The organism is Bacillus cereus group sp. RP43 (genome assembly GCF_040459645.1).
Classification (GTDB): domain Bacteria; phylum Bacillota; class Bacilli; order Bacillales; family Bacillaceae_G; genus Bacillus_A; species Bacillus_A mycoides_C.
This window is the reverse complement of sequence record NZ_JARVHQ010000001.1, coordinates 246,809-262,232: the sequence shown is the minus strand read 5'-3', so window position 1 is coordinate 262,232 and position 15,424 is coordinate 246,809. Positions and strand designations below refer to the sequence as shown.

Genomic DNA, 15,424 nt, shown 5'->3' with positions numbered 1-15,424 from the left:
GCTCTCCCCCTACTTTTTCGCTAATTTCATTCCGGCCAATGCCGCTACGTATGTCACAATAAAACTAAACAAAGTTAAATATACCAATGAATTTTGCATAGATAATACAGTACCGCTCGCTCCGAATACATTCATTACATTTCCAGACACATCAATTTGGAACTTAGAAATTATGTTCATTACAATCATCATAATTGTGTAAGAGCCGCTGCATACCGCTAGTGTAATGTACATATTAGTAGTCGGTAATCCTGCTAATTTCCTACCTGCTCTAAACATAAAGAATAACGGGATCACAAGTAATAATAGACCATAATGGAAGTTGCTATTTACTTCATTAACCTCAGCAATATCTTCCTGTGTTCCTCCTTGTGCAATCATTATATCCTTCATCCCAATCCCATTTACAGAAATGCCTGATACGAATGAAAAGGCCATTTTGTTATCAGATGATTTCTTACTAATTCCTTTAAATTCATGATCAAATGCTGGACTTGATATTTCTAACGGAGAAAAATGAGCCATACTCCATAATTGAGGTGTTAATTCTAATGCTAATAATGCAGCCTGCGTTTTTGAAGCTTTCATGTCTTTTAACGGTTCAATATTGTCTTCGTTACTTACTAACGCCATAGCTAAAATACACGTTACTACCGCTGTCACTAAAAGTCCTTTTATCATAGCTGAAATCCCATAATAAATAGATGCCCCGTATGGCATTAACTCTTGAAACGCTGGTGCCATATTGTTTTTGCTTGTATGAACAATAAATCCTACTAAAGTGAATAACGTTCCACATACAAAACCACTTAGGAAGCTCTTTACAGCAGAATAACCAACTGTTATCTTACCTGCATCTGAGAATGGAATTGTAAAAGATTGTGATGCTGCAAAACTTATAATAAGTAAAAAGATTCCATATATAATACCGACTATTGCTGCTACAAAGATTTGATCCTTAATCGTCTTCGCAACACGTTGTTTCCCTAACCATATTCCTGTACCAGCTAAAATAATGAATGGAACAATTAATAATAAAACAAATGGAGTATGCCAAGATAAAGATAACATCAATCCACTATCATCACCGGCTGTAAAACCAAGCAAATGATAATTTAATAGCGTAGAAGTTGCGCTTGTATAAAAGCTTGGTAGCATTTCCAGTTCTTTCGTAAGATTGCTAAACATCTCACTTAATATAGAAGCAAATAATAAACTTCCAATCCAACCAGCAACTAACATGAGAACACTTGCAATAGCCCCACCAATTAAACCTGTTTTTAAAGTTGCTTTATCTGCTGTAAATGCAACTTTAGGAGCACTATCCATCGTAGGTAATTTTACAAGTTGTTCTTTTTTCTTAACAATAAATAAAGAATGTCCACACTTTTGACAATATACATTTTGCTGAGCATTTTCATTACCGCAACCTCTGCAATATTTAGCAGTATCTTGCTCTAACGTTACTGTATCTACTGCCCCCGCAATCTCCATACTTCCTTCATTAGGACAATAATTCACTTCTTCACCATGTTGTTTTCCGCACGTGCGACAATACATCTTATTCACTCTCCACTTTGCTTAATTCCACAAACCGGGCAGTAAGTAGAGTTTTTATCAATATACTCATTACATGTAATACAATTTTCCTTCTCACTATTACTTTCTACCGCTAACATCGGGTTAGGATTTCCACATGAACCACAGAACTTATCATTTATTGATAAAGACCCACCACATTCACAAGTAGCTTTCTCGCCTTGTTGTTTTTGCAATTCAACTATTCGTTTTCTTGCTTGATAAATAGCAACATCAAACTCTTGAATTGGAGCAATCACTTCTTTTAAACTCGCTTCATTTACTCCGTTTCCTCTTAGTTGAACATATACCTGTTGTCCAAGCTCTAATAAAACTTCTGCTTTTTTCTGCATTTGCACTTGCATTCCTTTTTTCAACTGAGCAATTTCTTGTGCAATTTGCAACTTCTGCTTTCCTTGTTCTATTCCCTCTTGTAATTTATTCATTCCACTACCTAATTTCGTCTGTAAATCTGACAAGTCGATTCTCTCCCTATAAACATATAGTAATATATAAAATTAACATTATATATATTACCATGATTTTCTAATTGTGTAATTAGAATTTCATTTTTTCTGTTTTGAGCATTTTTTGTTTATAATGGTAAAGGAAAGAAATCTGTGTACGGAGGAATATTATGCTGCAACACTCAATTACGAAAGATGAAATTATGATGATTGCGAATGAGTTCGTTCAAGGGCTTGATCCACAGCAAGTTGCTGATCAGGAGCATGTCGCTACAGCTCGGCACCTATATCGTAGTGGTGTTGTCTATAACGTTGACTTTGATGGCTATACGCTATCCGGAACTGTAGATGCTGGAGGCAGTGTATATAGCGTTCACATCCCGATTCGTACTGTCGCTGAAAGCTATTGCGATTGCTTCGCGCCAACGCAATGTGAGCATATGCTTGCTGTGTTACTATCTGCAGCTTCTAGTTTTGGGCAAGTAGGAGATGTATTAACTTTATTCAAAAATAATACAAAACCTTCTCTTCCTCCTATTCGAACTGCACGACAAGTATTGCAATCATCAGCTTTTGAAGAAATGGATTATAAAAGTTGGCAAACATACTTTGAAAATGAATATGAATCATTTAAAAAAGAACAAGCGCGGCTCACTTATAAACAAATGTATTTTCTTATGAGTCTTTTTACAGACTTCTATACAAAATTAGAACGGAAAGCTCCGCGCATCGTTGCTATTCATGAATTATTTAAGTTGCACGCGGCACTTTATTGCTTTCAAAAATTATTAGAAGAAATTCAAGAGTTTGAAGCAAACAAACTATATTCTTATCACCAACCAGTTAACGTCGTTCGCCTATTCGTTGATAAAGTTGAATCTACCGTTAGAGACCTAAAAACAGAGGCGATTCCAGAAGAATCCAAACCGATTTTACAAGAAACAGCGCGGCTCATACATGAAGTATTCTTCTCTACCGATGCCTATACACAAGAGCGATTCTTCATTTATCGTCACGTATGGGGTGAACTGTTAAGAACAGAAGAGCAGCTACAAGAAGAAGAAAAACGAATCGATACTAAAATGAATCCACTTTCCAAAGCATTAGCATCTTCTCATCTGCTCTTTTTAAATAATGAAGACTTATCGGCAATGGAATTACTAAAAAAACAGCCTGCTTCTGTTGTGAGCCTTTACTTCTATTGGTTAGAAGAGTTATTAAGTGCGATGCAATGGGACCGTGCTAAAAGCTGGCTTTCCTTTACTTATAAACAAGTAAAGGAAACGATAACCGAACAAGAGAATACCGTCTTCATACAAGATATCGTTCGATTATTTGTGATGATGTATGAGACATATGCAACGCATACGAATGAACAAGCGGGATTAGAAATGATTTTGCAAGAACTATTACCGTATAGTTTCACGAACTATGAACAATACGTACTAGCGAAGAAACAATACCATGCATGGACGGAACTTCAGCTCTTATATGGATCTGAAGTAATCGAACTTTTGAAAGAACCATTGAAAGATATTGAAAAAGAAGCGCCCGAAGCAGCACTTCCTCTTTATCACCATGCCGCAATTGAAGCAATTGAAGAGCGAAATCGCAAATCATATAAACGTGCCGTTCGTTACTTAAAGAAATTACGTATGCTTTATAAACGACTAAAGCGAACTGATGAATGGGATGCTTTCATTATTCATATCGCTAACTTATATTCACGTCTGCGTGCACTACAAGAAGAATTACGGAGAGGAAAATTAATCGATGATCATACAAACTGAAGTAACAATTAGGCTCCAGCACGTTAGTCAAGGTTGGTTCCTTTGGGGAGAAGATGATAGCGGTACGCTCTTACCCGTAGCAACTTGGAAAAAAAACGCATTCGCATGGCACTCTACTTCCTTCTATGGAACGTTTTTAAAAGAAGCAACATATGAGGGAAAACAAGGCGTTATGTTAACGAATGCCCAGGCATTTGAATACATCGCAAATAAACCAATGAATTCATTTGCAAATATGCAAATGAACGGTCCTATTACGGCGCTTACAAAGGACGCAAGTGAATTATGGGACGCTTTCGTCAGCGGCAGTTTCACACCTGACATGAAGCATTGGTCTCAGCAGCCATCTTGGAAAGTTCAGAATACCTCAATTGAAGATAACATGTTAGCATCTCTTTTCTCTGCCGCTGTGAACGAAAGTATTTTGCAAGATGCTCGCTCAAATGACGGATGGGAAGATGCAAAGAGGCTATATGAACATTACGACTTTACGAAAAGGCAATTGGAAGCAGCACTACATGAAGAAGATTGGCTTCGAAAAATTGGTTACATTGAAGATGATCTTCCATTTACAGTCGGCCTAAGACTACAAGAACCGCAAGAAAACTTTGAAATGTGGAAGCTTGAAACAATCGTTACACCAAAACGTGGTGCGCATCGCATATATGTATATGAAAGCATCGATTCCTTGCCAAAACGATGGCACGATTACGAAGAACGTATTCTTGAAACACAAGAGGGATTCAGTAAACTCGTACCGTGGCTAAAAGAGGACGACAAGTTCCGAGAAGAACTCTTTGAAACGGAAGCTTGGAACTTCTTAACCGAAGCAAGTAATGAATTACTCGCAGCAGGCATTACAATTTTACTACCATCATGGTGGCAAAATTTAAAAGCAACAAAACCGAGGTTACGCGTTCAGCTGAAGCAAAGTACAGCACAAACACAGTCTTTCTTCGGCATGAATACGCTCGTTAATTTCGACTGGCGCATTTCAACGGACGGAATTGATTTATCAGAAAGCGAATTTTTCGAACTCGTTGAGCAGAACAAACGTCTTTTCAATTTAAATGGCCAATGGATGAGACTTGATCCTGCCTTTATTGAAGAAGTAAAAAAACTAATGCACCGTGCAGATAAATATGGACTAGAAATGAAAGACGTGTTGCAGCAACATTTATCTAATACGGCGGAAACAGAAATTGTAGAAGACGATAGTCCGTTTACCGATATTGAAATCGAACTAGATGGATATTATGAAGAGCTTTTCCAAAAACTTCTGCACATTGGAGATATTCCAAAAGTAGATGTACCATCTTCGCTACAAGCAACACTCCGCCCGTATCAACAACATGGGATTGAATGGCTGCTATACTTACGAAAGCTTGGATTTGGGGCATTATTAGCCGATGATATGGGACTCGGAAAAAGTATTCAAACGATAACTTACTTACTATACGCTAAAGAAAACAATCTCCAAACAGGTCCTGCATTAATTGTGGCGCCGACATCAGTTCTTGGAAATTGGCAAAAAGAATTTGAGCGTTTCGCACCAAGTTTACGTGTTCAATTACATTATGGAAGTAACCGAGCTAAGGATGAGTCATTTAAAGATTTTCTTCAATCCGCAGATGTTATACTAACTTCTTATGCATTAGCTCAGCTTGATGAAGAAGAACTTAGTACGTTATGCTGGGACGCTGTTATTTTAGACGAAGCACAAAATATAAAAAACCCACATACGAAACAGTCGAAAGCAGTAAGAAACTTGCAAGCAAATCATAAAATTGCTTTGACCGGTACACCGATGGAAAACCGACTTGCTGAGCTTTGGTCTATTTTCGACTTTATCAATCATGGATATCTCGGAAGCTTAGGACAATTCCAGCGCCGCTTCGTCACACCGATCGAAAAGGACCGCGATGAAGGAAAAATCCAGCAAGTTCAACGATTTATCTCGCCGTTTTTACTGCGTCGTACGAAGAAAGACCAAACAGTCGCATTAAACTTACCAGATAAACAAGAACAGAAAGCCTATTGTCCACTAACTGGAGAACAAGCTTCCTTATATGAACAACTTGTTCAAGATACATTACAAAATGTAGAAGGATTAAGCGGAATTGAGCGCCGCGGCTTTATACTATTGATGCTGAACAAGCTAAAACAAATTTGTAATCATCCAGCACTTTATTTGAAAGAAGAAGAACCTCAAAACATCGTCGAGCGCTCTATGAAAACAAAAACGGTAATGGAGCTCATCCAAAATATAAAAGACCAAAATGAAAGTTGCTTAATCTTCACTCAATACATTGGCATGGGGAACATGCTAAAAAGTATGCTAGAAGAAAATTTCGGTCAGCGTGTCCTCTTCTTAAATGGTAGTGTACCGAAGAAAGAACGTGACAAGATGATCGAGCAGTTCCAAAACGGAACGTATGACATCTTCATCTTATCGTTAAAGGCTGGCGGAACAGGATTGAACTTAACTGCTGCCAACCATGTCATTCACTATGACCGTTGGTGGAATCCAGCTGTAGAAAACCAAGCAACAGACCGTGCTTATCGCATCGGTCAAAAACGCTTCGTTCACGTTCATAAAATGATTACAACGGGAACACTTGAAGAGAAAATTGATGAAATGTTAGAACGAAAACAATCATTAAATAATGCCGTCATTACAAGCGATAGCTGGATGACCGAACTATCAACCGATGAACTAAGAGAATTACTTGGCGTATAAGGTGGATGTTTCTATTCCCACAAATAGCGTGATAAATGAAAAAGGAGCAAATCTCTAACTGAGATTAGCTCCTTTTTCTATGCCAAAACCAATTGCTTATTATAATTCCTGTTAACCCGCCGCACGTATCAAGCAATGAATCTTGCCACATCGGTGTACGGTCTCCCGTAAACCATTGATGAATCTCATCCAATGTTGCATACCCCGCAACGAAAAGGAGGGCGTATACAAAGCACCTTTTTCTCGAATAACCCGATCGATGAAAAGCATAATACGTCAATGAACCAAGCATAAAGAACACCATAAAATGAGCACCTTTACGAAGGAAAAACTCAACAAATCCACCTACACCTTTATTTGCGATACTAACAGGTGTACCTCCGCCATAATCGATAGATACCCATGAAAAATGCTCTTTCACAAATTCAACATTTATATATTGCTCAATATCCGAGCGCATATCCTGTTTTTTATATGGCTGAGCTGAAGAATAGAAAATAATCCCCATCCATAGTAATACAGGAATCCAAAATAACCATTTACGATTCATTCTTCCGAAAACCCCTCTCTTAGTCTTTTAAGAGTACCAAAAAAAAGAAAAAATTTCACGCCAAAACATGACATTTACATCCTATTTATAAAGTGAAAGGGGGTGATAAACATGGCAGTTGAAACAATCGTAATGGATTTAACTTTACGCCTTGTATTAAACGTAGGATTAGACAAAAACGGTAAAACAGTTTTTAAGAACAAGCAATTCAAACGTGTGAAAACAAATGCAGATTTAGGAAAAGTGCATGAAGTAGCACGTTCTCTTGCTTCACTACAACAATTATCACTTCACACTGTACAACTCGTAAGCACGTCAGATCTTTCTAACCTGTAGAGTGAAACTTTAATCAGTGGGGGTTTTGTTCATCCCCCACTGATTATTAGCCTTCACCAATCGGGCGTTTACGGACAGCAGGGCTTCCCCCTAACTTCTTTGCTCCAGCCGAATTTTGAGGTGGGAGTCTTACTGCCCGCAAATAGCGGGATAAATAAAAAGGAGGGAATAAAGCATGCAAGTACTAGAGTTGATTTTCGTGAAAGAAGATGGAAAAACAGTTGTCTTTTCTATCGATAATCCCATTACACCAGTAAATGAACTAGTCGTAAATCAAGTAATGGATACCATTCTTTCTTCATCTGTATTTTCATCAATTGGTGAAAATACTCGTAAAAAAGGGGCGCGCCTCATAGAAAAAAATGTATCTGAAGTTCAGATCACTCCGTAAATCAAAAAGACGAATCTGCATTATTTTGCAGATTCGTCTTTTTTCTTCGGCATTTCAATTGGAATAAAGATGTTTGAAAAACCAACACAAACATACTTATAATTCTCTCCGCCTAAATCAAACTCTGTCGTATATGTTGAGAAGAAAATATAATCATTTCGCTTTGTATAATGGTCGATTAATAATCCAACTTGTGGTTCAACATACTTATTTGCCAATTTCTTTCCCGCCGATGCTAAGTCGCCAAGTATACCCTCTTTGTTTTCTTTCTCAACCTCTTCTAGCTTCTTACTCACATCATTACGCTTCATAAATTGTTTTGCTGCCCAATCCGTATATTCTCCCTTACCCGGATTACTGTTTGCTAAATAAACTAAGAGAACAACAGCTAGAGCCATAATAATATATTTTTTCTTCATGCTATATCACCGCCTACTCTTTTCTATTTTCATATATATGTACAAGCGATGCAAATTAGAAAGACTATCATCTATTGATTGTAAACGAACATTAAAAATTTACAATACACAACAGAAGATTAATAATAAATTTACATAATTCGTATATAATTATATTCAGAATAATAATTTTCATAAGGGAGGATTTAGAATCATGAATGATGAAAATGATATTTTTATTTCTAGTTCTACAATGATGCTTGAACCTTGCAAACACCCTTATTACCGGACAAAAATGATCGACAGTAGCGGAAACCTTCTGTACTCTTGCCAAACAGCTATTCAACTCATAAAGAAATCTTGTCTAACACATGTTCATTCTACTTATCAAGGTAGACGTCATGCAGTCCAAATAAACTTTAAGCTCAAACAAAATGTTCCAATTCCGATTAGTCATAGAGAATATATTTGCGCTTTCCCAACAGAATCTCCTTCTTCTCCAAACTGCATTTGGTTGTTCTATAACCATATAGAGGAGATAGAATTTTTTAAGAACATTAAAAAATCTATCATTCATTTTTCAAATGGAACTACCGTAACAATACTAATAAGTCCTCATAAGTTACAGCAACAATTTTTGAAAGCTGGACATGTATTATCCCGAATGAACATGAAAGATTCACTACACTCAAAAAACCTCTTGCCACATTTACTGCCTTAAAATAAGTAGAATGGAACGCAATATTTCCTTGCCTTCCATTCTACTTATTATTCTTATCCCCTTACACTATCTCGCATTTTCTCAAGCGCTTGTCGATACATCCATCTCACTTGATAGTACGTCATCCCCATTTCAGACGCTATCTCCCCCATATTTTTCCCTGTAAAAAATCGCTCTGAAATGATATGCTTCTCCCTCTCATCTAACACACTCATAAAGTCCTTCGCCCTCGTTCCCGCATCTTCACACTCAAATCGTTCCTCATACTCGTCGGTGCATACATACCTCTCTTGCACTACGCATTCTTTCTTCAATCTTTCCAATATATAACCACGTACCGTTACAACCGCATAAGCAGGGAAACTACCTTTCTCCTCCTCATACCTTTCATAAGCATGCCAAAGACCAATTAGACCACATTGATAATACTCTTCATAATCTTGGTAAATATTTAACCTCTTTATTTGATTTACAATCATACCTTCATACAAAACAACCGTATCTGCAAAAGTCGCTGGCTTCACACAGTGCCCGTTTCTAAAAGGTATACCTCTTCAGTATTCCGCGGTACCTCTACAATATAAAATGAGAAAGGAAATTTCATTGTGGGTAATTTCAAATACTGCCTAGTGTAATTTGAAATTACACTAGGCAGTATTTGAAATTCTACTTGGGGTATTTGAAATAGGGGTAAAAATAAAAAAGTTCCTCCTATACATTAGAGGAAACCTTTTGTTTATATATTTGCAAACTACATTACTCTTTAGCTATGCTTTTAAAAAATCTATCGATCGCATATAAACCAGTAGCTAAAATACAGCTTGTAACACCAACAAATATATAAGGATTCTTATTCGATATATATTCTACAGCTAACAATGCTACGACTAACATAAACAAAACATTTGCTGAAAATTTCTTAAGCATATTTATCCCTTCTTACAAAAAAATGCAGCAATTATAAAAATAATTGCTGCATTTCTTTCTAGTGACGTAAAACATCACTATTATTGGAACATTCCTTTTACCGCACCAAATCCAATAGTTAAGATAAAGAAGACAACCATAAGAATTGTTGCTTTCTTTTTACTTAAACCAGCTGTAATTTGAAGACCTAACCATGTAATAACAAATCCCCAAATTGTGAACACTTCAATATTATTTGCAATACCTTTTGCAACACCACCACTTGAAGCGAAAATCGGACCTAAACCAGTGTACATTTCTTGCCCTGATCCACCTAAAACAAGTGCTAAAACTGTATTTATTAATAAACCAAGTAATGAAATAATGCTTGAGTACACACTAATCGTTAATAACTTTTTATAAGAAGTATCATTGCTCATTAACATCATTAATACTTTATACACCGCTGCACTAATAAAGAAACCTATCGCCATACCAATAGCACCAAATACTGCACCCGTACCAAACGACATTATAGGTGTAACGCTAATACCCAAATCCTTATTCATCTTAATCGCCTCAGGGGTTAGGGAGTACACATAAGAAGCAAGTCCTCCTACAATCCCCGCTAATAAAACAAGTAACCAAAACGCACCCCAAACCGCATTACTAGTCTTCATTCTCTCAAACTGTACACCAGGAGATGTAATCATTCCAAATAATGACGGCTTCTCTCCACCAACTTTTTGCGTATTCAAATTCGCTTCCATCATAACGCCTCCTTCTATTTATATAACCCGTTCTAACGGGCGGTTCACATCCTCATGCAAGAGGATACGAACCGCCCACTAGAACGGTAATGTATAGTAGAGAAGCTCTCTACTACACTAATAATCTACTCATAACGCAGTGCTTCAATCGGATCTAACTTAGCAGCTTTGTTCGCTGGAATTAATCCGAAAATAATACCTAGTGTCATAGAGAACAGTACGCCCCCAACGACAACTTCCCATGAAACGAGCGGTGGCCACTTCGCAAATGTGGAAACGATATATGCCCCGCCATACCCAAGACCAATTCCGATTAAACCACCTAGAAGAGTTAACATAACTGCTTCAATTAAAAACTGTAATAAAATTTTACTACGTGTTGCTCCAAGTGCCTTACGCACCCCAATTTCACGTGTACGCTCTGTTACAGATACGAGCATGATGTTCATTACACCGATACCACCAACGACTAGTGAAATACCAGCGATACCGCCGATGATCATCGTCATAATACCTGTCATTTTTGAAATACCTTCTTGAAGTTCTTTTAAATTCATAACTTCGTATTTACCAGTTGCATCACTCGGTTTACGACTGTTTAAGACATCTGCAGCTTTTTTACCCGCTTTTTCTAGATTATCTACATTTTTTGCTTGAACAGAAATATTTTGAATTTCATCTTTTCCATACAATGTCGGCCATAATGAAATTGGAACTAGTGCTTCTGATGGTCCCATTCCCATAAACTCGTTATCTGATTTATAGACACCAATAATTTGCATCGGTTGACCTTTCATTTCAATAATTTTACCGACTGGATTGGCATCCTTAAACACCTTTTCTTCCATTTGTTTACTAATCATGACAACGTTATTACCTTGATCCACATCTGATTCTTGTAAAGAACGTCCCTTTAATAACTTTACTTTATTTACTGCAAAGTACTCACTATCTAATCCAGTAATACTCACCATTTCTATTTTATCTTCAATATCAAGTGGTTCCATACTTGAATTTGTTGTTACAACATGTGCGATTTCTGGAATTTTTTTAATTTCAAAAATATCTTCTTCAGTTATCTTCGGTGCTTCTACCATCGCCATACCAAAAGGATCATTCATATCAGCACTATAATGAATCGGAACCGTTTGATTACCTGACCCAACAAATTGAGATTTCAGTGCAGCTTCCCCGCCTTGTCCAATCGCAACGACGGTAATAATAGAGCCTACACCAATAATAATCCCAAGCATCGTCAGAGCTGAGCGTAGTTTATGAGCTAAAATAGAAGATAGGGCAATTTTCATACTATCTAGTAAGCTCATACCGCACACCTTCTATCTTCTGTAATTTTCCCATCTCGCAATACAATGCGACGGGAAGAATAAGCAGCTACTTCCTCTTCATGCGTAACCATAACGATTGTCGTACCTTCTGCATTTAGCTTCGTGAAAATGTCCATAACTTGTGCACCAGACTTCGTATCAAGAGCACCTGTCGGCTCATCGGCCATAATAAACGTTGGGTTATTTGCAATTGATCTCGCAATCGCTACACGTTGCTTCTGTCCACCTGATAACTCACTAGGTAAATGGTGTACTCTATCTGATAATCCAACTTTCCCCAGCGCTTCAAGAGCTCTTTGACGACGCTCTGCTTTCTTCACCCCGCCATAGATGAGCGGAAGTTCAACGTTTTCCACTGCGGAAAGACGCGGTAATAAATTAAAGTGCTGGAATACAAAGCCGATATATTCATTACGAATTAAAGCTAGTTTTGACTCGTCTGCTGTTAAGATATTCACATCATTCAACATATATTCGCCCTCTGTTGGACGATCTAAACAACCGATAATATTCATAAGCGTTGATTTACCTGAACCAGACGGTCCCATAATCGAAATGAACTCACCGTTTTGAATCGTTAAACTAATACCATGTAAGATCGGCACTGCCAACTTCCCTTGATAATACGTTTTAGAAATATTATTTAACGTAATCATTTCTCTTTCACTTCCATTCCGTCATACACGTTGTCGGAAGGATTTTTAACCACCTTTTGCCCCACTGTTGCGCCTTCAACAATCTCTGTCCAGTCTCCATCAGTAGCACCCTTTTTCACATTTTGTTTACGAAGTTTTCCTTTTTCTTCGATATAAACAAATGCATCTTCGCCTTTTTCTACAATGCTCTTAGTTGGAACAGCAATCATCGTCTTATTCTCTAAATTCACTTGCAGAGAAACGTGATAACCTGGAGATAAACCATCTTGGCTATCAAGACTTGCTTTATATGTATACTGAGACATATTTTGAGTTCCTTCACCAGCAGCTTGAGCCATCTCTGCACTCGTTGGGAATTCACTTACTTCCGTAATCTTACCTGTCCACTTCTTCTTATTATTTGCTTTCGCAGTTACAGTGAACGTTTGATCTTTTTGAATTTGTGATTTTTGAAGCTCTGTTAAAGTCCCTTGAACTTGGAACGGATCTTTAGAAGCAACTTGCAAGAATGCTTTCCCTTGACCACCTAATGCCTGAGATGAACTTTGTGCCGCATCTTTGTCTAACTTTTGTACAACACCCGTAAAGTTACTATAAATCGTAAGTTCCTTCTGCTTTTTATTTAACTCTTCTTTTTGTAACTTCCCTTTTTCTTTCTCAAGGTCAGTTGTCTTTTGTGCCATTTCTAACTCACTTACTTGCTCTTCCATCGGATCTGTTACTTCTTTCCCAGCCCCGCTATCTTTCACTTTTTTAATTTCTTTCTTCAATGAATCAATCTTCTTTTTCCCTTGATCATAACGCATATCAGCCATCTTCTGATCAAGCTCAGCTTGCTTCATTTGAAGATTAATTTCTTCATTATCATAAGAGAATAATTTCGTTCCCTTCTCTACCTCTTGTCCTTCTTTCACTGCGATATCTTTCACTTTTCCTTTAGTCGGATCTGCATAAAAACTTTCAATATTCCCTGGCTTCACCTGACCCGAAATTAACTTCGTATTATTAAGCTTACGCTCTGTCACTTTCTCAAAGCTCACAGCCTCATTCGTCGCTGTACCTTTCTTCTTACCTTGCATAACAAAAATATTAACTGCTGCAACAATAACAATTAGTGCAATAACTCCGATAATAATCCATTTCTTCTTCTTGTTTGGAGTACGAACCGTATTTGGTAACATATTCTCGCTCCTTTTTATATCTTATAGTTTAATAGATATTTAATTATATAAAACTTTCTGAAAATAAGAGTTCCACTTACATTGTTACACTCATTTTACAAAGTTTTACACAATCATTTATATTGTAACAAAAATACCAATGATTAGAAATATGACATCCTATCTTTTAAGATAGTTTTAAGGAAAGATTACCTTATATAAAAAAAGCGATCCAAAATAATAATTGGATCGCTTTTTTATACAAACTATTATGCCACTTTAGGACCTTTTCTCTCATGTCCACGCTGAACGATAAATAAGAATACTGTTGATAAAATACCGCCTGCTAGTAGTAAGATGAAACAACCATCCCAACCAGAACGATCAACAATAATACCAATTGCTGCGTTCGCTACAAGACTTCCTCCTACATAGCCGAACAGACCACACATACCAACTGTCGTACCTACTGCAAATTTCGGTACTAATTCCATAGCGCTTAAACCGATTAAGAATTGTGGTACGTAAATTAAACAACCGATAATAGAAACTGCAATACTTACAACAAGTACGCTAGATGCTTGCCAATATACAACCGTACCAACAACAACTCCGGCCATACTCATAATACATAATGGCATACGTTTTCCTTTAAATAACTTATCACTTAAAAGACCAACGATTAATGAACTTGGGATTGCCATACCTTCAAAAATCGCGTATGCAGCATGTGCTTCTGCTTTTGAAAAACCTTTAACCGTCGTTAAATAAAGTGGAACCCAGTTAATAACACCGAAACGAATTAAATAAACAAATGCATTTGCAATACATAAGTACCAAACGAACTTATTTTTCACTACATATTTCATTAAAATTTCTTTTGGTGACATCTTGTTAGCATTATCTGCTTTTTCAAGATTTTCATAGTCATTACGATACTCATCAATTGGAGGAAGACCTTCAGATTCTGGTGTATCCTTCGCATTAATCCAAACAAGAACTGAAATTACCATTGCGATAATCGCTGGGAAAATAAACACGCCGCCTTGCCAATGATTTTCACCGAAAATACCTACACCAATTCCGACAAGGGGTGGCACAAGCATTCCGCCAACGTTATGTGAAATATTCCAAATACCTGTTTTCGTACCACGTTCTTTCTTCGAGAACCATTTCGTCATAACGATACTACAAGGCGGTGCTCCCATACCTTGTACAATACCGTTCAGGACAAGTAATGTAACAATCATTCCAAATGAAGATGCAAACCCGAAACAAATATTTACAAGCCCTGATAAGAATAATCCGACTGCGATAAAGCGCTGGGCAAAAGCTTTATCTGATAAATTCCCCATAAAGAACTTACTAAATCCATAAACGATTGCCATTACCGAACCTAGTAGTCCAATTTGAGCTGTACTAAAACCATATTCTTGCACTAAATACGTACTTGATAACGTAAAGTTACTACGAACTAAATAATAAGCAGCATACCCAACTGAAATTCCAATTAGTACACGAATACGCAGTAATGTATATACTTTAGCGATCATATCCGCTGGTAATCTCTCAATTGCAGGTGCTGGCTTAAGCCATTTAAACATATACTCTCGTC

16 protein-coding genes are annotated in these 15,424 nt (G+C 37.1%); 5 read left to right on the top strand and 11 right to left on the bottom strand.

Annotation, left to right across the window (positions count from 1 at the left end):
• Positions 1 to 9 precede the first annotated feature (9 nt).
• A complete protein-coding gene (locus QCI75_RS01295; RefSeq protein WP_353759878.1) occupies positions 10 to 1,560 on the bottom strand; it encodes a zinc ribbon domain-containing protein in 1,551 nt (516 codons plus the stop codon).
• Between the two features lie 5 nt (positions 1,561 to 1,565).
• Positions 1,566 to 2,057 (bottom strand): zinc ribbon domain-containing protein, encoded by a 492-nt coding sequence (locus QCI75_RS01290; protein ID WP_144505107.1) that lies wholly within the window; start codon positions 2,055 to 2,057, stop codon positions 1,566 to 1,568.
• Positions 2,058 to 2,215: 158 nt separating this feature from the next.
• On the opposite strand from QCI75_RS01290, the gene QCI75_RS01285 reads away from it, so the two are divergent.
• Together QCI75_RS01285 and QCI75_RS01280 are read left to right on the top strand one after the other, a co-directional pair.
• Positions 2,216 to 3,835 (top strand): SWIM zinc finger family protein, encoded by a 1,620-nt coding sequence (locus QCI75_RS01285; RefSeq protein ID WP_144505109.1) that lies wholly within the window; start codon positions 2,216 to 2,218, stop codon positions 3,833 to 3,835.
• The gene (locus QCI75_RS01280; RefSeq protein ID WP_144505111.1) at positions 3,819 to 6,575 is read left to right on the top strand and encodes a DEAD/DEAH box helicase; all 2,757 of its coding nucleotides are present in this window, start codon (positions 3,819 to 3,821) and stop codon (positions 6,573 to 6,575) included. Before QCI75_RS01285 ends, QCI75_RS01280 begins: the two co-directional genes overlap by 17 nt.
• Before the next feature lie 64 nt (positions 6,576 to 6,639).
• Here the strand turns inward: QCI75_RS01280 and QCI75_RS01275 are convergent, their stop codons facing one another.
• Entirely contained in the window at positions 6,640 to 7,125 is a 486-nt protein-coding gene (locus tag QCI75_RS01275) for a VanZ family protein (protein WP_144505113.1), read from the bottom strand.
• Positions 7,126 to 7,236: 111 nt separating this feature from the next.
• Here QCI75_RS01275 and QCI75_RS01270 point away from each other — a divergent pair, with 111 nt between their 5' ends.
• A complete protein-coding gene (locus tag QCI75_RS01270; protein ID WP_144505115.1) occupies positions 7,237 to 7,461 on the top strand; it encodes a DUF1659 domain-containing protein in 225 nt (74 codons plus the stop codon).
• Positions 7,462 to 7,636: 175 nt separating this feature from the next.
• Positions 7,637 to 7,852: a DUF2922 domain-containing protein gene (locus tag QCI75_RS01265; RefSeq protein WP_353759877.1), complete on the top strand. Its 216-nt coding sequence runs from the start codon at positions 7,637 to 7,639 to the stop codon at positions 7,850 to 7,852.
• 20 nt (positions 7,853 to 7,872) lie between these two features.
• On the opposite strand, the gene QCI75_RS01260 is transcribed toward QCI75_RS01265, so the two are convergent.
• Complete coding sequence (locus QCI75_RS01260; protein ID WP_088265945.1) at positions 7,873 to 8,271, bottom strand: DUF4359 domain-containing protein; 399 nt, start codon at positions 8,269 to 8,271, stop codon at positions 7,873 to 7,875.
• Between the two features lie 193 nt (positions 8,272 to 8,464).
• Here QCI75_RS01260 and QCI75_RS01255 point away from each other — a divergent pair, with 193 nt between their 5' ends.
• The gene (locus tag QCI75_RS01255) at positions 8,465 to 8,971 is read left to right on the top strand and encodes a competence protein ComK (protein ID WP_353759876.1); all 507 of its coding nucleotides are present in this window, start codon (positions 8,465 to 8,467) and stop codon (positions 8,969 to 8,971) included.
• Between the two features lie 53 nt (positions 8,972 to 9,024).
• Here the strand turns inward: QCI75_RS01255 and QCI75_RS01250 are convergent, their stop codons facing one another.
• From QCI75_RS01250 to pgtP, 7 genes are all read right to left on the bottom strand, one after another.
• A complete protein-coding gene (locus QCI75_RS01250; protein ID WP_353759875.1) occupies positions 9,025 to 9,495 on the bottom strand; it encodes a sigma-70 family RNA polymerase sigma factor in 471 nt (156 codons plus the stop codon).
• 232 nt (positions 9,496 to 9,727) lie between these two features.
• A complete protein-coding gene (locus QCI75_RS01245) occupies positions 9,728 to 9,898 on the bottom strand; it encodes a hypothetical protein (protein ID WP_353759874.1) in 171 nt (56 codons plus the stop codon).
• 80 nt (positions 9,899 to 9,978) lie between these two features.
• Positions 9,979 to 10,647, bottom strand: coding sequence for a YknW family membrane protein (gene yknW, locus QCI75_RS01240; protein ID WP_341087066.1), 669 nt, complete (start codon positions 10,645 to 10,647; stop codon positions 9,979 to 9,981).
• Between the two features lie 125 nt (positions 10,648 to 10,772).
• A complete protein-coding gene (locus QCI75_RS01235; protein WP_144505124.1) occupies positions 10,773 to 11,972 on the bottom strand; it encodes an ABC transporter permease in 1,200 nt (399 codons plus the stop codon).
• Positions 11,969 to 12,649, bottom strand: coding sequence for an ABC transporter ATP-binding protein (locus QCI75_RS01230; protein ID WP_353759873.1), 681 nt, complete (start codon positions 12,647 to 12,649; stop codon positions 11,969 to 11,971). Before QCI75_RS01230 ends, QCI75_RS01235 begins: the two co-directional genes overlap by 4 nt.
• Entirely contained in the window at positions 12,646 to 13,830 is a 1,185-nt protein-coding gene (locus QCI75_RS01225) for an efflux RND transporter periplasmic adaptor subunit (RefSeq protein ID WP_353759872.1), read from the bottom strand. Before QCI75_RS01225 ends, QCI75_RS01230 begins: the two co-directional genes overlap by 4 nt.
• 248 nt (positions 13,831 to 14,078) lie before the next feature.
• Positions 14,079 to 15,413 (bottom strand): MFS transporter, encoded by a 1,335-nt coding sequence (gene pgtP, locus QCI75_RS01220; protein WP_144505127.1) that lies wholly within the window; start codon positions 15,411 to 15,413, stop codon positions 14,079 to 14,081.
• Between the last annotated feature and the right edge of the window lie 11 nt (positions 15,414 to 15,424).